Genomic DNA, 23,066 nt, shown 5'->3' on the forward strand with positions numbered 1-23,066 from the left:
CTACAAGGTGCTCAACGCCTTACGGCAATCAGAGGAAAATCACTCTTCCCCCATGGTAGCCCACCGCCAACCCGCCTATGTGCTCAACGCCTTACGGCAATCAGAGGAAAATCACGTGCAGGCCGAGGTAGAGGATCCGCCACCGGAACCACGTGCTCAACGCCTTACGGCAATCAGAGGAAAATCACCTAAACTCAGCAACCACGCCAGACAGCCTGAAACAGAGTGCTCAACGCCTTACGGCAATCAGAGGAAAATCACTCTTACTTGAGAAACACAGTAGTCCATGCAATAGGGTGCTCAACGCCTTACGGCAATCAGAGGAAAATCACGGTAGTTGGCGAGCCGATTTAATAAGACTGGTCTAGTGCTCAACGCCTTACGGCAATCAGAGGAAAATCACCCCGCGGCATAGTCTGACCTGTGAATAGACCTTACGTGCTCAACGCCTTACGGCAATCAGAGGAAAATCACAGACTTGCTGAATCATACAGGGAGACGATCGAATAGTGCTCAACGCCTTACGGCAATCAGAGGAAAATCACAGCCTAGGACGTTGCTGGAAAACTCACGGCGCTTGATGTGCTCAACGCCTTACGGCAATCAGAGGAAAATCACTCCGGAGTAACACCAGGGATCGGATCCACATCGACTTGTGCTCAACGCCTTACGGCAATCAGAGGAAAATCACCCGAAGGGTAAATTCCAAAGCACGCTCAAAGTCACTGTGCTCAACGCCTTACGGCAATCAGAGGAAAATCACTCGCTGATTTGAAGCGAGAGCTCTGTGAGGCAATTGAGTGCTCAACGCCTTACGGCAATCAGAGGAAAATCACGGTATTGGGAACTTGACACTAGTAAACCCTATTCGTGCTCAACGCCTTACGGCAATCAGAGGAAAATCACCGAGCTCATCTGGGTTGCCTTCAAACTGCCCTTCCAGTGCTCAACGCCTTACGGCAATCAGAGGAAAATCACAAAGCTCCTGTACAAACAGACGCAGGGACAAACCTCGTGCTCAACGCCTTACGGCAATCAGAGGAAAATCACCGCTATCCAAGAATCCTTGCGTGATGGGGGTTTTCGTGCTCAACGCCTTACGGCAATCAGAGGAAAATCACGGTCCGGTACCGCGCCCAGCGTGTCCAGCAGAAAGGGTGCTCAACGCCTTACGGCAATCAGAGGAAAATCACCTAGATGGGCGATTGACAGTCTGTGGCAAGCCTGGTGTGCTCAACGCCTTACGGCAATCAGAGGAAAATCACGAAGGTGAGGCCCTCCAAGACGGGAAGTCTTTTCTGTGCTCAACGCCTTACGGCAATCAGAGGAAAATCACTCAGATCTCAGCGTTTATGTGTAATGGCTTAATCGAGTGCTCAACGCCTTACGGCAATCAGAGGAAAATCACCCAGCTAGAAAGGGCAACCGAGGATGACCTAAAGGTGTGCTCAACGCCTTACGGCAATCAGAGGAAAATCACGGCGCACCCCAGGATCCTTACTCTGCAAGGCTCGGATGGAGCCTTTGCAAGCATGTACCCTTATTCTATACACCAACTGCCAGCTAGAAGACAGGTCTCCTAACGCACTGGGCCCGGCAAAAGGTTTTCTCGTAAGGGAGCCGGGATTTTGCAAGCAACTCCAGGCGGTCGAAAATCCCTGGAACCCTCTTCCGACAAGACTTTCAGGTCTTTTGGGGGCTAAAGCGTCTTTCACAACGATAGATCCTTGCTTTTTAACAGATCCTGTAGCCATCCTGTCGTTCTGGCCAACTTTCTGGTCGGTTCGAGGCGAGCACCCGCTCTAAGCAGCGGTTGCAGATCCCCACAAGCAAGAGGTCATCCTCTGGTTTTAGAATTTTCTCTAGCTCCCAACGCAGTTTCTCTCGTTCTCGCAATGTTAGCCAGGCACGAAAAATTGAGTACTGAATTCGTTCTCCATATCCCTCCAATAACTTGAATGCTTTTCGCCATCGCTTCTGACAGCGAATATCGTAGCACACCAAGTAACAAACCTTATGCTCGGCCATAATCTATCTCACGACTAAATTTCCAAACAAGTCTGCTTCGCCGTTCCACTCTTTTTCCAAAAGACGAACCTCTAGCTCTATTAAACGGCAGTAGGTAAGAGAGTAATGAGTAACTGGGTGCTTCCACTTTTCTCGCTTGCGCTCCTCGTAAATCCGAATCATCTTCTTACGTCCCTCTTCGCTGAGCCAAACTTGTTGGCCCCGTACTGTAAAATCTGCGTCTGGATCCCATTGCCGTCGGTTAACTGAGGCTACGACTGGCATATCTACAAGAGGAACACGGAAGATCTCCATCAAGTCAAGAGCCAGAGGATGCGCTTGGGAGCGAGGCTGGTGATAAAAACCCAGGGCGGGCTCTAATCCAACTGTCAAAATAGCATTCATTACATCTTTAAGCAAAAGAGCATAACCAAACCCAAGTAAGGCGTTAAAGCGATCCTTGGGAGGTCTTCGATTTCGTCCTGAAAATCGCATTTCCTCAGGTACTGCATCAGACAGCAGATGAGGCAAGGCAGAAAAGTAGAGCGCTGCTAAGTTTCCTTCCAGTCCCAATAGACTTGACAAAGAGTCTGCCTGATCAACTTGCTTGAGCAATCGCTTCATTTGTTCGATAGCTTGTTCTACCTCCGGCGAACGCTGGGATCCCAAGCGCATTAAGAACTTGCGCTGGCTCTGGCCTCGACACCTCACCAACTTTCGGGCTAGTCTCAGGCACATTTCAGGATTGCTCAGGGCCTGATACTGTCGAATGCGGCGCTGGATGCTCCCATATCGGGGATCCAGGCTGCCGACATAGCGTCCACCTCCCGAAATTAAGTGAATTCCAATGTATTGTTCGGCGCAGAAATGAATGGCTTGAGTTGAAATTTGAGAGAAACCATGCAGCACAATTTGTCCAGTTTGCTGAGCGGAGATAAACTCTTCGCTTTGGTTTCGGTAGGTAACTTTGAGACGGGATCCACTGCGCCCTACCCGTGCCCCTGGCTCTAGAATGTGGACACATTGCCGTTCGTCATCTTCCGGGAACAGGCGAATAGGTTGCCATTCTCTGTCATTAGCTAGCCTCGCTTCTTCGGGCAAACACACGGGAGCTAAGGAGCAACCCGCACACAGCCGCTCATTGTCGGTAATTGGGGGCCGCAGAGGAGATTGGCGCAGCAGCCTCGCTTGTTCAATTGCCTGACGTACAGCTTGGCGCCCAGCATCATCAAGGGGTACGTGTACGAGCACATTATCTGCGTGGTACCGAATTCGTCCTTCGGGAATTGGGATCCCCAAAGCTGTTTCCACGAGATAGGCGTAGGCCAAAATCTGCAACCGGTCACTCTCCCAGGCTTGAGGCTGGTTGTCCAGATCCCGTGCTGACCGACCCCTTTTATGCTCGTAGGGAATGATCTGTCCATCACGAGTGCGCAAAGCATCCACTCTTCCCCGCAAGCCCAGTTCTTCGCTTTCTAGAAATAGATCCTCCCACTCCTCTCCCTCTTGCTTTTCCAGCTCTGTGTGTAACCGCCGACCGGCAAAAATAGCTGCGTTTTCCGTATAGAGCTCCTCGACCTCCTCTAGATAAAATAGTCGTGGGCAGTAGGCCAATGCGTGCAGTGCTGAAACACGAATCAAATCTGAATCTATCTGTGCGGGGAAATCGATTAGTGATGCCGGCATAATCTGATACTCCGAAATATGAAAATATAGAGTTCTTCAGCAATCTTAGAACAGCTTTCTCTTTGAGTGGAGATAAAACTCAGACTCCGCACAAGATCTTCTCCTTGCAGGGTTACTAAGCTGTTCAGAAACAAGCTTTCGACTTAGGGTTGACAAGTCTGGAACTAAAGCTTGGAATTCTCGCTGCCTAGTTTGGGCAAATTTCCGTCCAGGCTAACTCCGGTACATCATCACCTTCAAGAGTTTGGAGTGAGTATCTTCGCCAGCGAGTACCACGCGATCCCACGTGATCAACCCAATACGGCAAGGTCAGGATCCCATTCTCATCTTGAATTAGCCATCTTCCCCCTAAGGGAACTTTCTGAATTGCTGTTACCGAATTAACTAGGTCACGACTCTCTCCTAGGCTTAGTCCCCCAGATCGGTCAATTAATTCAGGATTTTCAAAGGCTCTTTCCAAGTCATGAGCAAGGGATCCCTTGACCAAAACTGCGATTTGCACATCGGTCAGCAATTGTTGGTAGTCAGGACGGGCATTGTTTGGATGCTGAATATCTTTTGTCTTAAAACGACGAAGGGTACGGATCACTGTAGAAAGCTGGGGTTGGCTCAGGAGAGCAATTGCCAGTTGGGATCCGCAATATCGATGCCGATCCCATTCTCCCAGCAAGGAAAGCAACATTCCATAAACAGTAGCCGGTGGCGGCACTGGATAAGTTTCGGCAAACTCCCTGGCCCAAGATTGACGGAAACAGGCGATAGGCACCTCAACCTGGAGCTGAATCATGCTGCCTCCTCACAAGAAATTTGCTGCCTAATCAAGCTGATAAGTTGATCAACTGTTGATTTAATGCCTGAGCTTACGTGAGCACCCAACCGGTCTAGCTTCTCCCCGTCCTCAGTTTCGGCAGCGGCTCCTGCCAGCCACAGCTCTTGAGGAGCTATATCCCCCACTTGCACTCGACGCACTAAGTCCGGCATGCTGATTTCTCCATCAGAGTTTTCTTCAAAGCAGTAGAGTAGGCGTGGCGAAAAGTCGTGTGTCCAGCGCAGGACTATGCTATCCGGTGAAAAGTCATAGAGAAAGCGAGAGTGATTGCCGGCTACTTCCCCCAACGAAACCAGTCCGTTTAACACTTCGATTACTCGGTCTTGCCGGTGGAGCCGAGCAGGAGTCATTGCAAAGCCGTACTGATAGCGAGTAGCATGAACCTCCGTTCCGTAGAGAGAAGTGGATCCCTTCTGGCCACTTTTCGCGTTGAAGGTTACATCTCCGCTGTAGGGTCGAGTAGAAACTGCCCGAGTTACTTCCAAAACACCTCGCCGAGCAGTGGTAGTGCCCTTTGGTAACTTCTCTCCCTTCTTCCTGGATGAGTTTTCGTCTGAGGCATCTACTTTAGCCCCTTCCGCACGCATAAAGCCTAGGACATCATCATCGATATACCGCTCGGGATCAAAGTTAGGCGCTTGCCACTCGTTGTCGTTGGTTTGATCATTCCAACGTCGGTTAACTTCGCAGCCATTCCCTGAGACCTGCCAATAGTAACGCAGGGCCCAACGGATTGCTTCAGCAGAGACGGTAGTGTGCACCTCATTTTTCCAGAGGATCTTTTGCAGGGTAGTGATGTTGCCGTCATTCTCACCGCGGTTGTTGGCAGCGGTGCCGTAGCTGGTCAAGATGTTGCCAAACAGGTGCAAAGTCATAATCTTCCTCCAAGCTAATTCTTCAAACTGAACTGTTAAGTCGTTGCTACATCAACTTTTCACTTGACTTTCTGGCTCTTGCTTTACACTTTCAGTCCTCCTCTAGCTCGGCAAGTACAATCAAGTCAACATCATCCTCGTCAAGCTCATCCTGAAGTTCTTCCTGTCGTTCCTGTCGCTCCTTGCCTTTGTAGCTGGCCAACGCTAGAAGAGCTAAGTCTCGCGCTTTTTTCCATTCCTTGGGATCCATAACTAAATCCATCAAGTCATCCCAATGCTCTTGCAGTGTCGGTATTCTTCCAGCCCGCGCCCAAAAGCTAGTAATAAACTCGCGGAAGCTTTCCGCGTTTTTGCATCGAGTCAGACCAGTGCGAATACGTATATTTTCTCTGTCGAAGTTAGTAAACTCTCCCCTATCCTGGGTTTTCTGAGATAACCGACCATAGGTAAAGCGAATGGCTTCATGACAAGCCTGAACAAACCAGCGCTCTCTGTCATCCATTTCCGTTTTCATGACCATTTCGTTTAGACCTCCGCGCTCGTAACATAGCTGCTTAAACTGCTCGTTGCTATTAACCTGCTCTGCAAATCCGGCATACCAAGAGTAACCCCTTGCCAGATTTTCAGCAATCATCTCACGAGCAAAACTTGTTGCAATGAAACTGCCTTCCTCTGCTTTTGCCTTGACGACAACTCGATCTGGTAACACTGCTTTGCAGATCTGGTAGTTTTTACAGACGCGATATTCTGCTTCTACAGTAAGTAGATCTGTGCGAGATTTTTGTTGGCTCGACCACGGAACAACACCTAGAGTTAGAACCTGACATCGTTTTACCTTAAATTCCCTAGCAGATTCTGCAATCCCTTGGTACGTCAAAAACCTAAGCCCAGCATCTCCCAAACTCGAAGCATGAAAATCCTGGTAGGCTGCATAACGAAGCTGGGGATCTTGCCGGTAGCTTGCATAGACCTCCATATCGGTAATCTCGGGAACTACCAGGGCATATTGAGCTTTCTGATCTCGCAGCCGCGAGCGAAGTATGTAGTAGCAGCAAGAAACAGGAGCGTAGAGAAGTATAAAGGCCATCTCTGGAGATTCTTCAAAGCTTGTATCCGAGGGAAATGCATTGTGGCGAACGACTGCACCAGGATTAAGCCAGCCAGCAATGCTAATTGGCTGCTTAAGCCAATTACCGTTTTTATCACATAGATTTTTGGCAAATTCCTGATGGACGTAGCTTTCTAAAGCTTTATACTTGATAATGACAGGCGGATGATCCTCATCAATCTCTAAAGATTGAGTTTGCTCGCCAATAACTTTACGGGTTTTGGCATGTTGTAGAAATGTTCCCAGGATTCCTTGATGGATGACTACCTGGGAGTCTTTTCGCATCGACTTACTGTCGATCCCTCGCAATGCGATTAACCCATTGTCAAGCTGGAAGGACTCTTTGAGCAACCAATCAATCACTTCAAAGTCATTCCCTTCCCAGAACAGTTGAACTTGTCGTGGCGTCAACTCCCAACTTAGTGACCCTGGGCGCTTTTCTGGTGGAATTTCCTGCTCTAGCTGCTTGAGGGTCATCCATAGTCCGGCTAAGCCCGCTCGATGTAGCAGGGTTAATCCGGGGTGTCCCAGATGCAACTTTAATTCGGTCATGGCGTACCAAATTCCTCGCTGTAGTTGATATATCCAGGCTCTGTGACGAAGTAGAATCCGCGTCGCCTCCAGTTCCACCACTCCGTCTTTTTATCTGGGATCCGGATTGGAATTGACCAGGCTTGAGCTTCTTGTAGAAAAGCTTGCATTCTCGATAGCTTTTGGCCCTTATCTAGAGCTTTCTTCTGTCTGACTTCAGCAGCCTTCCAAATAGCGTCTTGATCCTCTGCCAGAAGCACTGTTATCGTGTAGCCGGCCTCTCGCAGGGAACTTGGATAAGTGCACCAGTTTTGATCAAGCCATGCTGACTTCACCCTGGCAGGCTCTTCCCGGCTGAGCTGAGAGATGATATCAGCCAGGTCTCGCTGGGAAATATACTCAAGTTCTCTAAGCTGTTCAAGCAGCTGCCGGCCAGTTTCTAATTCTGCTGCGCCATAGGGGAGGTGTTCGTTCCATTCGTAGAAAAGAGCTACACGGGATCGCTCCTGCTCGCTTTTCATTCTTCGATTGAGGCGACCTAGTCGCTGAATTAAAGATGTCGCTGGAGCCATAGCAGAGATAAGCAAGTCTGCACTTAAATCTAAGGACATTTCACAAACCTGTGTAGTAACAGCGAGAACAGGCCCTGGTTGACCAAAAGCGTTAATAATCTGCTCATGCTTTCTAAGTCTATCTTTATAACGAAATCGACTGTGATAAATTAAAACTTTGGCTTCAATGTCTTTTAGCTTCTTCTGAGCCTCTCGATAAATGTTAATGCAACTGGCAACTGAATTGGTTACCCACAATACCTTTTGGTTCTCTTGAACTGCCTTAGTAACTTCTGACCAAATGGATTCGGAATTGATGGGATCCTCCTTTGGTTGAATTTCTCGTATTTGATAGCGCTTCAGCTCTTCTAGCTCTTGAGGCCCTTCAATGGGATCCCCAATAGGTTCACCCAACTCACTCATCACCCGTTTAATCGCCTCAAGTCGCCCTGGGGTGAAGCTGGCGCTCATCAGTAGGATAGGTGCGCCTCGAAAAGCCTGTAAAAATCTCAGCAAAGAGCCAAACAACTGATTGTCATAGGCATGTACCTCGTCAAAAACGAAGGCAGATTGAACTAGAGCTGGCCAAGAAAATAGTGGTCTTCTATTGTTCTGGATTAACCCTAAAATAGAGTCTACAGTGCAGATAACCAGTTTCTTTCTCCATACTTGCAACGCTGCCAAACGAAACGAAGCACCCTCATCCTCTTCGCCTTCGCCGGTCAATAAAAGTTCTCGATCCAAATCTGCTCGTGAGTGCATCAGTGCCTTTTCTATTGGGGATCCCTCGGCGTAGTCCAAGTAGCCCTGAGTAGCCGTTCCGGTGGTCGGATAGCCAAAAAACAGTCGCCTTCCCGATGCCCACTTTTTCGCCCAAGCGTAGGCTCCCAAGGTCTTGCCTGTACCACAGCCTGCCTTGACCAGTGTTACTCGATGAGTGGCAGCAGCCATTTGCTCTTGGAAGGGACGCAGGGAGTTTTTTCCTAGTTTCTGGGTAATCAGTTGCTCTAATTCACTTTCTTGGAGAGCTAAACTCAAGGTATTAGAAACCCAGCTTTGCAAGTTTTCTCCCTCCACTGGCAAGACCGATCCTGCTAAATCTGCAGCAATTACTGTTGCCTTAGCAGCCGCTATTAATATCTGTCTCTCAAAGCTAAAATTTTGAGCAAAGTCTCGAAACTGATCTACCAATGCACGCAAGTGCTGTTCCAGTTGGTCTCTTTCCCAACTTGCTGAGGGTACACTTGGAATCTCTGATGGTAGCCCTAGTCTCTGCGATCCGAGCCTCAACACAGATTGAAAGTCTGGATGGCCAGTATAAACGTAAATCTCAGATCCTGAGCCATCAGACAACTCCGTAATTTTGTGAGATTTTTTGCCCTGAGAATTCACTCCCGCTTTGAGGTGATGTCCAATTGCTGTCCAGGCAGCTAAGAGGAGCTCCTCTTCAGTAAATGCTTTCTGTAGCCACTCTCGAAATGCACTGACCTGTAAAGCAAGTATGCCACTTAAAAACTCGTGTCGGATAAGTTGCCTTCTGTTATGACTTCCCCAACTCTTTTCAAGCTTTGCTTTCGAGTTAGTGTCTAGGATCGACGACTTGAGATAAACCATCTCTTGAAAATGTTGATTCGCCTTACCCCAATCATGTAAGTAAGCTCCCAGCTTGACAACAGATTCTAGACAACTTGAGTTCTCCAACCTTAGCTGCTGCTGGATGGTCTCTCCTAGGCAACCCAAAAGGACTTCAGCTGCCGATAGCACAGCCGAAACATGACCTGTAAGTTTAGCGGCACGCTTCGCCTGAGCGTACTCCTCTCTGGATTGGCACTCGGCATTCCATTGTGCTAAGGATTTGGCCAATAGAAACTTAAACTTAAACATTGCAGATCCATCCTCACCTGCACGGCAAAAAGAATCCACAACCCATGCGCCGCCGGCCACCTAGCCCTACCTGCTGGAGGCGAATTGAGTCTTCTTCCTGTAGGTTCTCTACTAAGGTTGAGAAACCTACAATCGTATGCCCTTTAATTCTCAAGGTCTTGCGCAAGGGTTTCCCAGTTTTATCTTGCAGTACTGATACCCGGCCTGAGATCTTAAGCTTCTCTAACTGGTCTTGGGCAGCTTGCACAAATGGATCTGGCTCGGTGTAGCCCTTGATTGTAACAATTCGGGCTTTTAGGGAAGTGCTTGGTTTGAGAGTAAAAATCCTGGGGATCCCCAGCTGTACTTCGTGAGATCCAATCTTCAATTGCTTGCCGGCTAGCTTGTACACCTCCGGCACTGCTTCCATGGGCAGCCGAATTCTAATGTGGGAGTGCGGAGTCAGTAAGATTTTGCCTCGTCTGTCTCCAATTCCCGCTGTTGTCAAAATCCCGATGTGAGGGTTTCGGTGCAGTGTTGGTACTTGGTGGCATAGCGCCGCGAGTAGAGCGTACCCGTGATCTGCTGGGAGGGTAGTTCCTCGCACGGGCAGGCATAGGTCCACTACGGGAGCTTCGTAAGGGACATGTGTTGGGTTTGCCATTGAAGCTTCAGCAGTCATTGAGTGGCTCATCATACAACTGCCACGTGAAACATACGTAAGAAATGCTAGTGAACACAGCTCGCTTCTGTCAAGCAGCGCGCGGCGCCCCAGGGCGATCAGTGGAAAGGGCAGTCAGGGGTGCTAAGGCCTGCTGCCAGCAGCAAGGCACTTTCGACCACAACAGCCACGTGAAAGTGCTCAACGCCCAGGGGCTTACCTCTGACAATACCACTGGTCTTAGCCCTGTTTACCCAGGAGTTGATTTTTGGAAGAGTTCTCAGAAGACAGCTGGATCCCCTACCCCCGCATAGGCAACCTCGAAGGGTAGAGCTTAGGATGGCTTGACCCATCTCCTCTTTATCAGCTCTCTCGCTGCCTATGAACCTGTCATCCATTGCCAAGCCACAGCAGCTTTCTCTTTTGCTGATTGCACTTCAGCTAACTCTGGGAGCGCCGGCGACAGCTCATCCGGTCACCAGTTCTGCAACGGACTCGACGGCGGCGGCCATTCAGCGAGTAACGGAAATTCATGGCGGAGCTGGGCCTTGGGCCGTGGTCGGCTATCGCATGGGGATGCGCGCTCTGCAGGAGCTGGGCTTGATGAGTCCAACTCCCCACACTTCTAGGAACCGTTTTCTGGTGGAGGTCATTCACGAGTCGCCGGCAGAGATCCCGTTTGTGTGCATTGTGGATGGCTTGCATGCTGCAACAGGGGCCAGTTTGGGCAAGTTGAACTTGAAGCTGGTGGAGGTCGAATCTCTTGAAAAAATGCGCAGCGTGGTCATCCACCGAGAGACCGGCAAGCGGGTGGAGTTTCAAGTTTTGCCCGAGTTTATTGACAAATACCGGAACTTGCCCCCGGAACAACTGGCGGCTGCAGGGCAGGAAGTTCTTCAACTGGCCGATGAGAAGCTTTTCCGTCTCGCCATTAGCCCATAGCAGGGAATATCGCTTCGGGATCCCTTCGGCATTCCTGAGCCAATCAGCTCCAGACCTAGATGGGTGGCCACCTCTGCCGGATGCTCTCTTTCTGGAACTAACTCTGATTATCGTGGGCTCGCTAGGTACCCCCTAAGGGATCCGGGCTTGAGCGAATACATCTTGAGGGATCACCTTTAGACCCGGCAGGAAATCATCTTGAATGGCTTGAGATCCCGTAAAGGTGCGCGGCGGGGCATCGGGATAGAAGACGGTGATGCTCTTGGCTTGGGGATCCACAACCCAAACCCTGGGGATCCCAGCTTCTAGATAATCGGTTGCCTTCTGAGCTATGGCTCCAAAACTCTGGCCAGGAGAAAGGATCTCGATCACCAACTCGGGAATGGCAAAACAAGGTTCATCGGTCATGGCCTCAACCGGCAACCGCTCGTTGGAGATGTAGGTGAGGTCGGGAATCGGGATCCAGGGCTCTGCCTTTCGTGTTAAAACAACTGCCCACTCAGTATGTGCTGACCCAGGCTTAGGACACTCAGGGCTAGAGCACCAGTCCTCCAAAATTTGCCACAACACCGGTTGGAGACGAGCATGGAAGCGTTTTGGCGACATGGGTTCGTTTTTGGAGACGGCCCGCCCATCGACTAGCTCATAGACAATATCCCCCTCCGGCAAGGCCAGAAACTGTTCGGGAGTTAGCTTTTGACCTGAAATGGACAACTCTGGAGTCGATAGCATCACAGGATCCCCGTTGTTTAGGATGGCCGAATCTCTGTCTAGGCTAGCTCTGACATCCCCCACCTTCACCGTTTTGAAACAGTTGTCGAGCAGGGATCCAAATCCAGCGGCAAGATGGCTCCACTCAATTTTGGGGGTAGAGATCCCCATCTTTCTGGCACCGGCTGAGCAGAGGATGCCACTTTTCGGGAGAGGATAGGGCAACATTCAACCCAGAACCCTCTCCAGGCAACTTGAGAAGGGGGGGCTTCCAAGCTGCAGTAGCTTGAAGATGCCCGTGCTTCAATGCTTGAAAGCCGTCATCGAGAGGATCCCTATGGCTAATACCCTTTTGACCACTCTAGGCACCAGCCCCTACAGCGAGACGGTGTATGTTTTTGGGGAGCGGAAAGCCGATAGAACCCGTTATGTTGCCAAAGCCCTCTGTCAGCTCTTTGACATCGAGAGGGTGATTGTGCTGCTAACCCAAGAAGCACATGACACCCATTGGAAGCATCTACAGGACTGCCTACCCCCCCACGTGGAGAAAATTGCCAAGGCCATTCCTGAAGGGAAAACCGAGGCAGAGACCTGGCAGATCTTCGACGTGCTGGTTGACAGCATCGAGGCCAACACACGGCTGCTTTTTGATATCACCCACGCCTTTCGCTCCATCCCCGTACTGGTGCTCTTGGGAGCCGCCCTTTTGCGCAAGGCCAAGAATGTAAATATTCAGGGGCTGTACTACGGTCTCTATCTCAAAGACCAGCAGGAAACACCCATCATCGATCTCACCCCCGCCCTTCGTCTTTTGGATTGGCTGACGGCTACCGACAAATTCATTAGCACCGGCTCGGCCTTGGAGTTGGGCCAACTTTTGGATACAGTTCAACGGGACTTTTACCGCCAACCAAAGCTCGGCAAAAGGGATCCCAAGCCCATCCGGCTGCAGAACTTTGGCCAAGCCATCCGCAATATCTCTCGTTCCCTGGAGCTGGTAAGACCGGTCAGCCTTTTGGAGGATGACTTGCTTAGGTTGCAAAGGCACTCCACCCAGGAGTTGGCAGAAGAGGTGGGCCAATTTGCCAAGCCCTTTGGCTTGCTGTTGCAAAGCATTCAAGACAGCTACAGCCAACTGGCTTTGCCAGCAGACAGAGCTACGGATGCCAAGGCTCAAGTTCAAAAGCAATTTCAACTGCTGCGCTGGTATGTGGAGAAACGCTTCACCACGCAGGCAATTCTCTTAGCTCGGGAGTGGGTGATCTCGGCCCTCTGCTTGTGTGAGGGGCTGCCCAACTACCGCCAGCGGGAAGCGCGGCAGGAGATCGAACACCAACTGGGATCCCTCATTCCACGGGAAGACCAGCCCCAGGCGCCTCCTGACATTGCTGCCCATGTTCCCGATGTGCAGAAACTTGCCAACCTCTGGTCTCGCCTCAGCCAGTACCGCAACGATGTTGCCCATGTGCAGATGAATCCAAACCCTTTGAACAGCGAAGCTCTAGAAAGCTTTGTTTTGCAAGACCTGCTGCCTGGCCTGGAAGAGCTGTTTCCCAAATTGACCTGGGCAGAAGGGAAGTTGGAAGGGGATCTTTCCACTTCTCCGTAGGCTAAAGACATCGGTTCGCCCTCAGGTTCTGGGTTTTTGGTCAAACAACGGTTATTGAGAAATACTGAAGAAAACTGAGGGCTGGCCGGGATCAGATCGACTTTGTTTTGTAGCTTCTGTAGCCACGACATCGGGTGGCTACCGGGGTTTTGTTCCTTGTTCGAGGAGTTCCTAACTGTTCTGTTTCTCCAGCGAAAACACCATGTCTTACTACTGGCAAGCTAAGCTCTGGGGTCTGTTACATGATCCCGCCCTCAAAGCCCTACACGACAGGACTGGCCGCTCCAAGGAAGGGCTGTGGACCAGACTGGCGGCGATGCAGGGATGGTCTTCTCCCAAAGCCGAGGGATCCCCTCTCAGAGGTGTGGGAGATGCGGATCTCATCGCCTCGGCCAGCGACCGCGCGGCCATTGGCCATTTGCCTGTAGCCATCGACTACCAGGTTGAGGATCGCGGCCAGGGGTTAGGCTCTGGACTGGAGATGAGCCATCTGCTCTCGGGGCGCAAGCACTTTTGGCAATTGGCCGATGACCAACACCAAGCCCTCAAGGATGCCGGCTCCCGTGCAGACTACCTGATGGAACGGGAGGAGAGCGCCATCCCCGATTGGGTTTGGCAAGAGGAGGATCCCCAAAAAGTGTTTTGGTGGTTTTGGCGGTGCTTTCCCCAGGCCATTTGTCAGGAGTTTGGGGATGAGAGCTTGCTGCTATTGCCGGCAGAAACCCGGCTGCCAGACGGATCCCTGTGGAGCCACGCCAGCGTCACCGCAGCCTTGGCCGGATGCTTGGCCGGCTACGAGGAGCCCACGCGACCCTTTTTGGTGAGCTTTACCTTCAACCCCATCCAAGAGTTGATCAAAGCCAGCCGCAAAATGCGGGACTTTTGGGCCGGATCCTGGCTGCTGCACTACCTTTCTGCCCGCATGAGTTGGCGGCTTGCCGAGAAATACGGCCCCGACTGTCTGCTCTACCCCAGCCTCTACGGCCAGCCGTTAATCGACCACTGGCTGCGGGAGAAGTACCCCGAATTTGAAGAATGGATCCCTCAACCTTCTGCCAACGCCCTGCTCACCGCCGGTTTTCCCAACGTGCTCCTGCTGCTGTTGCCGGAAGACCGGGTGCAAGCGGCCATGCAGTTTGCCCAGCAGACCCTCAAGGAAGAATGGAAGCAGTTGGCCCAGAGGGTGCTGGATTACCTGCAGGGGGATCGCCGCTGGCTGAGGCAGTTGCACCCAGAGGACCCCACCTGGCAGGGATGGCTGGAGCACCAGTGGCAGCACTACTGGGCAGCCGTGCCCTTGGGATCCCCGGCTCATGCCCTCAAGGATACCGGCATCCTCAAGCCCCCTCAGGTTTCCATTGATGAGGATCCCTGGGTCAGTGCCCAAAACCGCACCTATCACCTGGGGGCTAAGCAAAAGCTCTTTGCTGATGAGGAGCTGGAGTTTCTGCGGGCTAGCTTCTGGGATCCCCAAAGACAACAGCGCCGCCAATACAAGGCCGGACTCAACGTGGGATCTTGGTGGGCAGCCGCAGTGGAGCAAAGTCGGCGGCTACAAGCCGCTTGTAAGCAGGCCCGCGATTGGCAGCTCCCCGTTGCGTTTGGGCCGCGCAGCACCGTTTCGGGCTTGGGGCCGGTGGTGCATCCCTCGCCGCGGCAGGGGTGGATAACAGAAGGGGAGAGTCGGCGGCTTTGGCAACGGCAGGCCGGGCTCTTCGATGGCCGGGAACAGCTCAATGCCACCGAAACCCTCAAGCGGGGCTTGTACAAAGTGCTGCCGGAGCTCTTCCGCGAGCTGGATGAAGACCAGATTGCCGCTTCCTACCCGGATCTCACCGCTGGCGTAGCCGGCTACCTCAAAACCCAAGGGCGACGGGAACGAGAGCACTTCGAGCAGGCCTGTCAGGCAGTGGAGGCCCGCTACCCGGAGGTCAGAGGGGTGCTGCGGGAAATGCGGGGCAAATGGGGGATCCCGTGGGCCGACCGGCAGAACCTGCGCTACCATCCCCGTCTGCTCAATGCTGGTTGGCTGGTGGAAGACCTGGAGCTGGACGAGGAAACGCAAAGAAGCTACCGGCAGGACATCGAGACGCTTCTAGGCCGCTACTACCCCAGCGTTAACCCCGCCAGTTGGTACGTGCTGGCTGCCGGGGATGGGGACGACATGGGCAAATGGCTCAGGGGCGAGAAGATGAAATCCTACTACGACTATCTGCCTCAACCCCTACAGCGGCTGGCCAACGGGCAAACGGAAGCCATTGGCGAGGTCTTTGGCAAGGACAAGGAGGAGCTGGAGCAAGTCAAAGACGCTTTTCAGAAGTTTGTCAAAAACAGCCGCAAGCGCATGGGGCCTGCCACCCACAGCGCCCTAAGCCGCGCCCTGCTGGATTTTTCCGGCCAGTTGGTGCCCTACCTAACAGAGCAACGCTATGCCGGCAGGCTCATCTATGCCGGCGGGGACGACGTTTTGGCCTACACCAACCTCTGGGAGTGGGATGGCTGGCTGTGGGATATTCGCCAGTGTTTCCGGGGGGGAGAGGATGACTGGCGGGAGTTTGAGAACCTGGGGGACTACTGGCAGTGGAAAAAAGGGCGGCCTCCCGAAGGTTTGAGCCGGCGCCCCCTCTTTACCCTGGGATCCGCGGCCACCATCAGCTTCGGCGTGGTGATTGCCCATCACTCGGTGCCTCTGGCCATTGCCCTGGAAAACCTTTGGCAAGCGGAAGAAGAAGCCAAGGGCCACCTCTATGCCCATGGCTGCCCCAAAGACAGCGTGCAGGTGCGGGTGCTGTTTGCCAATGGCAACCAACTGGTGAGCACCAGCAAGTTCGACACGTTCGACAAGTGGAAGGATCTCCTTGATTTTGACTGGAAGCTCATGGGCCAGCAGCAGGATCAAAGCTCCTTGTTTGAACAAGCGGCCCAGCTTTGGGAGCAACACCCAGCTCCGAGCCTAGAGGCAGTGCGCGAGTGGGCCCGGTTGTTCTGCAGCCGCCGGGATCTCTTCAAACAGGAATCGGAGCAGAAAGAGCACTTCCAGAACAAGCTTGTGGAGTTTATCCAGCATTTTTGGCAGCACAGCCTACCCGCCCAGCCGCAGGCGTGGGATCTGGAGATCAAAAACTGGTTCAAGTTGGCAGCTTTTGTGCTGCGCAACCGCACCGTGAAATTGGGGAGGAACGGCCGATGAGTTGGTTTACCCTATCACCCTTGGATGTGTGGATGTTTCGAGATGCTAAGCCCTTTGCGCCGGGAGAGCGGGCCTGGGCCAACAGCAGCTTTCCCCCTAGCGGCCATACCCTTGCTGGTGCTATCCAGGCTTACCTGGGCCAGCCCTTGACGCTGCGGCTGCGGGGCCCCTTTCTCTGCCACGACGAAAGGCTCTATTTCCCTGCCCCTTTGCACCTGGAAGACGGATTCCCCCTTGTTCCCGTTCCTTGGTTGGACGAGAGGGATCCCTACTTCCATTGCCACTGGGATCCCACCCGGCCAGCCCCGTTGGTGTCCCTGAGGCCAGCAGAGGAGGAACCCGAACGCAGCCAGAGCAGCAAGAAGAAAAAAACAGGAGGCTACCTGCCCTTCGAGGTGGTGCAAAAGGCGCTGGAAGGCAAAGGCTGGGATCTCAGCCAGGCCGTCAAGCCGCCGTTGAAGTATGAAGTACGGCCCCACAACACCCTGCAGGTGAGCAAGCGGCAAGTGCGAGAAGCCGATGGCTACTTTGTGGAGACCTGTATCCGTCTTCAGCCGGGCTGGAGTTTGGCCCTTTCCATCGAGTGCTGGGATCCCGATCGCGAAGCCTGGGATCCCCTACCCCTTACTCAGGAAGCAGTGCTGCGGCTGGGGGGAGAAGGCCACTGCGCTTTGCTGGCCCCCTGTCCGAAGTTGCAGGCGCAGTGGCAGCAGTTGCAGGACCTTTCTCAGGCCGCCTTTTGCCAAGCCGGACGCGCTTTGGCCTACTTGGTGACCCCAGGTGTGTTCATCAAAAAGGTGGACGGGCGTTCCCTCTGCCGTGCCTGGCCCTGGGAATGGAGATTGGCCACTCCCCATCCTGCTCACTCCCTTACCGGCCCCCTGGTGAGCGTGGCCACCGGCAAGCCCGTTCCCATCAACGGCCGCCTGCGGGTAGATCACCCCCAAGAGCCGCGACAGATGAGCCTACCCGCTCCTCAAGTTTTTGCAGCGCCCCCTGGCAGTATCTACTACCTGGAGCAGCCGGCCCCCCTCAACCAAGAAGAGCCCGAGCTAGAAGATGGCCGGCTCAACGTGTTCCACCGCTGGCGGCTGTTGGGCTACAGCGAATTGCTTTGGCTCCGTTGGGCCGACTGAGCGCAGGTGTTTGAAGTTCTGTTTCAGAGTTGATGAAGGAGTGTTTTCCTATGGCTTTTCACGTAGTCTATCTCACCTTGTTGACCCCTCTGCACACTGGCGGCACCACCCAAGAAGGCAACCTCTTGGGCATTGCCCGCGAATCCCACACCAATTTGCCCTACATCCCTTCCAGCACCATTCGGGGCAGGTTGCGGGCCAGCGTGGCCGATAAAGACAAAAAATTTGAGCTCTTTGGCAACGAAATTGGGGAAGGGGATCAGCTGACCCAAGGATCCATTTGGATTGGGGATGGCTCCTTGCTTTGGATCCCGGTGCCCTCCCTCAGCCACGGGGTGGTGTGGATAAGCTGCCCGCTTCTGCTCAAGCGCTGGCTGCGGCTAACAGGCCAGAATCTGTCAGTGCCGGATCCCTACAGTACGAGCTTGGGCACTAACCGCCCCATTTACCTCAAAGATGCCATTCTCAAAGAGGGTCTTCGACAATGGTCGGAATGGAAGAGCTACACCAAAGATCCTAATATCAGTCGCGTGATTGTTTTACCCGATCAGCACTGTGCCACCCTCATTCAAATGAGCCTGTGGCGGCAGGTGAAAGTCAAGCTTAGCGAGCACAAGGTTGTGGAAGGAGGCTTCCGCTATGAAGAGGCCATTCCTCCTGACAGCTTGATGTACTTTACCTGGGGGGTTACAGCCCAAGCAAATGGCAGTTCTGAGGAGGCAATGAAAGAGTTTCGAGATCTGCTGCAATCCAACCAGATTATGCAGATTGGCGGCCAGGAAAGCTTGGGCCGAGGCTTTGTGGAGCTGTCTTTGAACTAGATCTCAACCTAGGAGGGAGGTTTTATGAATAGCTTTGACCCGCGTACATTAGCCAAGCCCGTTTACGAATCCCTGTGCCAGCTCAGAGCACAAACCAAGGATACAGAAAGGCTAAAAGAGCAGAAGAACCAGGCTGTGGAGCTGTACACCTATCTTTCCACCTGGGGTTTGCTGCGCCTCAAGGCCGAAGAAGACGCCCTTAGCCAAGAGGGCAAAAAAGAGGTGGTCAAGGAGTTTTTCGATTGCCTAGAAAAGATATCCGGTCAAAACGAAATTGCCAAATCCAACGGCCTGGATCGTCTCATGGGGTTGGGAGTTGAAGAGTACCTGGGTTTAACAGGGCTGGGACTTGCTTTGGCGCAAGAATTCAGCTTCTGGGCTACAGCCATTTACCATGACGTTAGCGGGGGGGACTAATGAGTGTAGCTGTTCCAATCCAGTCTATTTCCCTGTGTGAAGGAAGCCAAGTGGTCATCCATTCGCTGACTTGGCAAGACTTTGAGAGCATCTTGGAAGAGTTAGGGGAAGACCGCCACACTCGCATTGCCTATTACAACGGCACGTTAGAGATCATGTCTCCCTTGTCCAAACATGAGCGCCCTCACCGCATTGCCGGAGATATTGTGAAAGCTCTCCTTGATTCTCAAGGGAGAGACTGGGAAGACTTTGGCTCAACAACCCTTAAAAAGTCTGGCAGTGCTGGGGTGGAGCCTGACACCTGCTTTTATGTCCATCACCTAGAGCAGGTGCGAGGGTGTGAGGGAAGGATCGATGTCGATCTGTTGCCCCCGCCTGATCTGGCCATTGAGTCCGACGTTACTTCCCGAACCTTTATCGATGCTTATAAAGCTACTGGTGTGCCCGAAGTTTGGATCTTGGGTGAGCGAAGTTTGCGGATATTTATTCTGCAGGGAGAAGACTACGTAGAATCGAGCTGCAGCCGGCTTTTCCCAGACTTCGACATCTCCAGTCTTGTACCTCAACTTATTCGACGCGCCTTAGAAATTGGCACCAGCGCTATGTTGCGCGAATTTCGGGAAACGCTTCGCAATTCCTAATACTGCTTTCCATCTTTAGGAGAAGATCAAATGCCTAGCAATCGTCCTGCTCCCTGGTTAGGACATCCCTCGGATCCCAACCCCAGCCCAGATCCCACAGCGAGCTTTATTGAATATCTGCGTTGGATGAGGGCTCCAGCAACTCCTTTCAAAGACGGAGCCAAAGTCGATCTGGTGCACCAGGCAGAAGCAAAGGCAAACTACGGAGCGCGTCTTCAAGTTCTGAATGCTCGCATCAAACGCATTGCCGGAGAAAAAAACACTTTTCAGGTCACCTGTCCCTGGCGAATTCGGGTAGGCGGAGCCAAAGGCCCGGAGAGCATGCTGCTGCCCGCTTTTGATCACTTAGGGATCCCTTACCTTCCCAGCTCCACCTTGCGGGGGGTAGCCCGCGCCCAGGCTATTCGAGAGTTGATGCAGAAGCACAATCTGTCTTGGGAGGAGGCAGATAAAGCAGTGGCACCCTGGCTTGGGCACCTGGAAGCTGAGGACAAAGATAGTGCTGGCAAGGTGATCTTTTTGGATGCCTACCCTGTGCCGACCAAGACTCAAAAACAAGGGGATCCTGATAACTCCAGGTCGGGAGGCTTGGCTGTTGATATTGCCAATAACGTTTGGAGATGGAATGGCAACAGCTTGGAATATAAAGCAAATCCCAATGTCTTTTTCTCTCTCAAACAGGCCACGTTTTTAATCGGGATCCGCAAAGGCCCAGGCTGCACCGACGAGATGTTAGCCCAAGTGAAAGAATGGCTCATCCGCGGGCTGGAGCAAGGAGTGGGATCCCAAGTCAATACCGGCTACGGTCGGCTGATTCAAACTGGCAAAACTCTATCTCAATACAAGGGAGAATTCTTGCGGCTGCCTTTTGAGCTGGAGGGTCAGTTGATCCACGGGCGGCAAGTGGTCAACTGGAGACCTGATAAGAACCGGTATGACAACAAATCAATTGCCGAAGTCCGACCGGTAGCCTTTAAGAACATGCTGCGCTACTGGTTTCGAACCTTTGCCCTGGGTGTTTTGCCCGTGAAGCAGGTGCAGGAATGGGAGGGGCAACTTTTTGGGGCCATCACTCCCCAGCAAAAACATGGCTGGATCCATGTGGATCTTTTGAAGGGGCGAGTAACTCAACCAGAGCCGGAACCCAACCAAGCGGGAAGGGGGGAGCCTGCTGGACAGCAAGAAGGGATCCTCATTCTCAGCCTTTCTGAGGAGTGCTACAACCATGCTTCAAAGGAGAAGCAGGAAGCAGTGCAAAAGCTCTTTCGGAATCTGACCTGGATGCTGTTTCATCTGGGAGGTATTGGCCAGGGGGCAAGAAGGCCCTGCTACTCTCGCCAAGACCGCGGTAGAGCTCCTTGGTGGCGGGGATCCACCCTCATTCCCAACTCCGAAGATTCATTTTGGAATCTGCCAGAGTCGGTAGAGGAATTCCAGAAACTCTTTCAGAAGCGGCTGCGGGGCTTTTTTGAAGCACTCCAGGTTTTGACTGGGCAGGCCATTGATCTCAGCAATCCCAGGAGCTTTGGTCAGGTCGGCAAAGAAAAGTGTCCTGAAGCTGTGGATGCCCATTGCAGGATTGTAGTCTGCAGCGGCCCAGAAGAGTTTAATAAGCCCTATGCTTTGGCTGTTTTGCACAAGGTAGGCAAGATAGCGCCAGGAAAATACGACAAGTTTCTCTGCGGCGACACAGGCACGCCGTCCCCTGTCTGGATTGCAGATTTGGATGACTATCAGGTGGTTACCGTTTTTGGGGCAACGGTGAATCCTAGGAAAAGTTATCTTGAACAGCTCAGGAAAAATGCTGATGATTTTGGAATAATCTGGCCCTTGAGGTAGAGATCTTGGAGAATCTCTGGAGGAATAAAATGTCCAAAAAGAGGATCAATGCCAAAGTTCTTAGAAACCTTGTTACAGCTGTGGTCAACGGCTCGATCACGCTGGCCATCCTGCTAATTGCTCCTTTGGGATTGGCAGCCGTGATTACCAATACCGTTCTTGTCATGATTGCCAGCTTCTTTTCGGGCAGTCTGGCCGAGATCGTGATGGATTTCTTGTCAAGTCCTGAAATTGATGTTGAGATTTTACCGGAGCGTGGCCGCTCTAAACCCGGCAATGCCATAGATCAGAGGCGAGGCGCTGAAGATCTGCGTCGTCATGACGAATAATGCGAACTTTATATGTCTCTCAGCAGGGGTGTAGGCTTAGCCTTAAGCAAGAGTTCGTAATGGTCTATTTGGGCGAGTCGCTCTTGCAGGAGGTGCCTCTACCCTTGCTGGAGCAAATTTTAATCTTTGGCCGATCCCAGGTCACCACAGACGTAGTGAGAGCGTGCCTGAGGCGGAATATTCCTATTGCCTATCTCTCCCGGCTAGGCTATTGCTATGGTCGCCTTGTTCCTATAGAGAGGGGGTACCGCCGCTTAGCTCATTTGCAACAAGCGCTCCCTGAAGAATGGCGATTGCAAACGGCAGCCCAGATGGTGCGAGCCAAGCTGCTCAATAGCCGGGTGCTGCTGATGAGGCAGCTCAGGCAACGCCCCACTGAAACAGGGGATCTGACCCTGCGCAGTCTGGAACATTTGGCTGCTCAAGCTCTTGAGGCCAAGTCTCTAGATCAATTGCGGGGCATTGAAGGAGCGGCTGCGGCTCTGTATTTCCCGGAATTGGGAAATTGCCTTCAGCAAAGGGGCTTTGTTTTGCTTAACCGCACTCGACAGCCGCCCACTAACCCGGTTAATGCCATGCTCAGCTTTGGCTACATGGTGCTCTGGAACCATCTATTAACCCTGATTGAGCTGCAAGATTTGGATCCCTATCAGGGTTGCTTGCACGCTAGCAGTGAACGCCATGCTGCTCTGGTTTCGGACTTACTGGAAGAATTTCGGGCGCCTATTGTAGATTCAATAGTCCTCTGGCTGATCAACAAGGGCATTATGAACATCGAAGAAGACTTTGAGTATCGCGATGGTGGCTGTTTTCTAAGTGATAGTGGCAGGAAAAAGTACCTTACAGCTTTCATCCAAAGAATGGAGGGATCCATCCAGACCCCTGACGGAGATCAACCCCGCTGGGATCTGCTAACGCAGCAAGTTAAAAAGTTTAAGCAATCCGTCTATAATCCTCAAGATTTGTACCAGCCCTACCGGATTCGCTGATGTTTCTTTATGTTGTTACCTACGATACTCCCTGCGACAAGCGACGCAAGAAAATTGCCGACCTGCTAGAAGGCTACGGCAAGCGCGTGCAATACAGCGTGTTTGAGTGCGTCCTCGACAAAGACAAGTTCGAGGAGCTCAAACTGCGGCTCCGCAAGAAGATCAAGCCCGAGGAAGACAGCGTCCGCTTCTATCCGCTCACTAGCTATGTCCTCGCCCAGGTGGAAATCTGGGGTGGGCCTGCCCTGACTGCACCCCCCAGCTCGGTCATTGTGTAGCTCAGGCAAGTCTGATACATTTACGCTGAACACTGCTGAACATCACTGTTCAA

19 protein-coding genes and 1 CRISPR repeat array are annotated in these 23,066 nt (G+C 52.5%); of the genes, 11 read left to right on the plus strand and 8 right to left on the minus strand.

Annotation, left to right across the window (positions count from 1 at the left end; genetic code table 11):
- Window positions 1–7: 7 nt before the first annotated feature.
- Window positions 8–1,480: direct repeats of the CRISPR family, unit length 36 nt; unit sequence GTGCTCAACGCCTTACGGCAATCAGAGGAAAATCAC.
- Window positions 1,481–1,734: 254 nt separating this feature from the next.
- The 7 genes from cas2 (NW843_RS00495) to cas6 all read right to left on the minus strand — a co-directional run bounded on the left by cas2 (NW843_RS00495) (window position 1,735) and on the right by cas6 (window position 10,147).
- Complete coding sequence (gene cas2 / locus NW843_RS00495; protein WP_414341823.1) at window positions 1,735–2,028, minus strand: CRISPR-associated endonuclease Cas2; 294 nt, start codon at window positions 2,026–2,028, stop codon at window positions 1,735–1,737.
- 3 nt (window positions 2,029–2,031) lie between these two features.
- Complete coding sequence (cas1, locus tag NW843_RS00500) at window positions 2,032–3,693, minus strand: type I-MYXAN CRISPR-associated endonuclease Cas1 (RefSeq protein ID WP_414521791.1); 1,662 nt, start codon at window positions 3,691–3,693, stop codon at window positions 2,032–2,034.
- A gap of 187 nt (window positions 3,694–3,880) precedes the next feature.
- On the minus strand, window positions 3,881–4,480 hold the full coding sequence (cas5, locus tag NW843_RS00505) for a type I-MYXAN CRISPR-associated protein Cas5/Cmx5/DevS (protein WP_414521792.1): 600 nt from the start codon (window positions 4,478–4,480) through the stop codon (window positions 3,881–3,883).
- Window positions 4,477–5,397: a type I-B CRISPR-associated protein Cas7/Cst2/DevR gene (cas7i, locus tag NW843_RS00510; RefSeq protein ID WP_414521793.1), complete on the minus strand. Its 921-nt coding sequence runs from the start codon at window positions 5,395–5,397 to the stop codon at window positions 4,477–4,479. The genes cas5 and cas7i overlap by 4 nt, the downstream gene beginning before the upstream one ends.
- Before the next feature lie 91 nt (window positions 5,398–5,488).
- Complete coding sequence (gene cas8a1, locus NW843_RS00515) at window positions 5,489–7,057, minus strand: type I-MYXAN CRISPR-associated Cas8a1/Cmx1 (protein ID WP_414521794.1); 1,569 nt, start codon at window positions 7,055–7,057, stop codon at window positions 5,489–5,491.
- Complete coding sequence (cas3, locus tag NW843_RS00520; RefSeq protein WP_414521795.1) at window positions 7,054–9,531, minus strand: CRISPR-associated helicase Cas3'; 2,478 nt, start codon at window positions 9,529–9,531, stop codon at window positions 7,054–7,056. Before cas3 ends, cas8a1 begins: the two co-directional genes overlap by 4 nt.
- Complete coding sequence (gene cas6, locus NW843_RS00525) at window positions 9,485–10,147, minus strand: type I-MYXAN CRISPR-associated protein Cas6/Cmx6 (protein ID WP_414521796.1); 663 nt, start codon at window positions 10,145–10,147, stop codon at window positions 9,485–9,487. Before cas6 ends, cas3 begins: the two co-directional genes overlap by 47 nt.
- A gap of 345 nt (window positions 10,148–10,492) precedes the next feature.
- Between cas6 and NW843_RS00530 the strand changes: the two genes are divergently transcribed.
- Entirely contained in the window at window positions 10,493–11,053 is a 561-nt protein-coding gene (locus tag NW843_RS00530; RefSeq protein ID WP_414341810.1) for a formylmethanofuran dehydrogenase subunit E family protein, read from the plus strand.
- Window positions 11,054–11,185: 132 nt separating this feature from the next.
- On the opposite strand, the gene NW843_RS00535 is transcribed toward NW843_RS00530, so the two are convergent.
- On the minus strand, window positions 11,186–11,935 hold the full coding sequence (locus tag NW843_RS00535; RefSeq protein WP_414352075.1) for a Uma2 family endonuclease: 750 nt from the start codon (window positions 11,933–11,935) through the stop codon (window positions 11,186–11,188).
- 166 nt (window positions 11,936–12,101) lie between these two features.
- Between NW843_RS00535 and csx2 the strand changes: the two genes are divergently transcribed.
- From csx2 to cas2 (NW843_RS00585), 10 genes are all read left to right on the plus strand, one after another.
- Entirely contained in the window at window positions 12,102–13,373 is a 1,272-nt protein-coding gene (csx2, locus tag NW843_RS00540) for a TIGR02221 family CRISPR-associated protein (protein ID WP_414521797.1), read from the plus strand.
- A gap of 202 nt (window positions 13,374–13,575) precedes the next feature.
- Complete coding sequence (cas10, locus tag NW843_RS00545; RefSeq protein WP_414521798.1) at window positions 13,576–16,563, plus strand: type III-B CRISPR-associated protein Cas10/Cmr2; 2,988 nt, start codon at window positions 13,576–13,578, stop codon at window positions 16,561–16,563.
- Window positions 16,560–17,699: a type III-B CRISPR module-associated protein Cmr3 gene (locus NW843_RS00550; RefSeq protein WP_414521799.1), complete on the plus strand. Its 1,140-nt coding sequence runs from the start codon at window positions 16,560–16,562 to the stop codon at window positions 17,697–17,699. Before cas10 ends, NW843_RS00550 begins: the two co-directional genes overlap by 4 nt.
- Before the next feature lie 50 nt (window positions 17,700–17,749).
- Window positions 17,750–18,520, plus strand: a complete 771-nt coding sequence (gene cmr4, locus NW843_RS00555; protein WP_414521800.1) for a type III-B CRISPR module RAMP protein Cmr4 — start codon at window positions 17,750–17,752, stop codon at window positions 18,518–18,520.
- A gap of 24 nt (window positions 18,521–18,544) precedes the next feature.
- The gene (locus tag NW843_RS00560) at window positions 18,545–18,937 is read left to right on the plus strand and encodes a hypothetical protein (RefSeq protein WP_414400031.1); all 393 of its coding nucleotides are present in this window, start codon (window positions 18,545–18,547) and stop codon (window positions 18,935–18,937) included.
- 50 nt (window positions 18,938–18,987) lie between these two features.
- Entirely contained in the window at window positions 18,988–19,578 is a 591-nt protein-coding gene (locus NW843_RS00565; protein ID WP_414521801.1) for a Uma2 family endonuclease, read from the plus strand.
- 30 nt (window positions 19,579–19,608) lie between these two features.
- Window positions 19,609–21,417: an RAMP superfamily CRISPR-associated protein gene (locus NW843_RS00570; protein ID WP_414521802.1), complete on the plus strand. Its 1,809-nt coding sequence runs from the start codon at window positions 19,609–19,611 to the stop codon at window positions 21,415–21,417.
- A gap of 29 nt (window positions 21,418–21,446) precedes the next feature.
- On the plus strand, window positions 21,447–21,746 hold the full coding sequence (gene csx18, locus NW843_RS00575) for a CRISPR-associated protein Csx18 (RefSeq protein ID WP_414341792.1): 300 nt from the start codon (window positions 21,447–21,449) through the stop codon (window positions 21,744–21,746).
- Window positions 21,746–22,735: a CRISPR-associated endonuclease Cas1 gene (cas1, locus tag NW843_RS00580; protein ID WP_414329661.1), complete on the plus strand. Its 990-nt coding sequence runs from the start codon at window positions 21,746–21,748 to the stop codon at window positions 22,733–22,735. The genes csx18 and cas1 (NW843_RS00580) overlap by 1 nt, the downstream gene beginning before the upstream one ends.
- Window positions 22,735–23,013: a CRISPR-associated endonuclease Cas2 gene (cas2, locus tag NW843_RS00585; protein WP_414329659.1), complete on the plus strand. Its 279-nt coding sequence runs from the start codon at window positions 22,735–22,737 to the stop codon at window positions 23,011–23,013. The genes cas1 (NW843_RS00580) and cas2 (NW843_RS00585) overlap by 1 nt, the downstream gene beginning before the upstream one ends.
- Window positions 23,014–23,066 lie beyond the last annotated feature (53 nt).

The sequence above is a fragment of the Synechococcus sp. R5-12 genome, from assembly GCF_047502655.1.
Classification (GTDB): domain Bacteria; phylum Cyanobacteriota; class Cyanobacteriia; order Thermostichales; family Thermostichaceae; genus Thermostichus.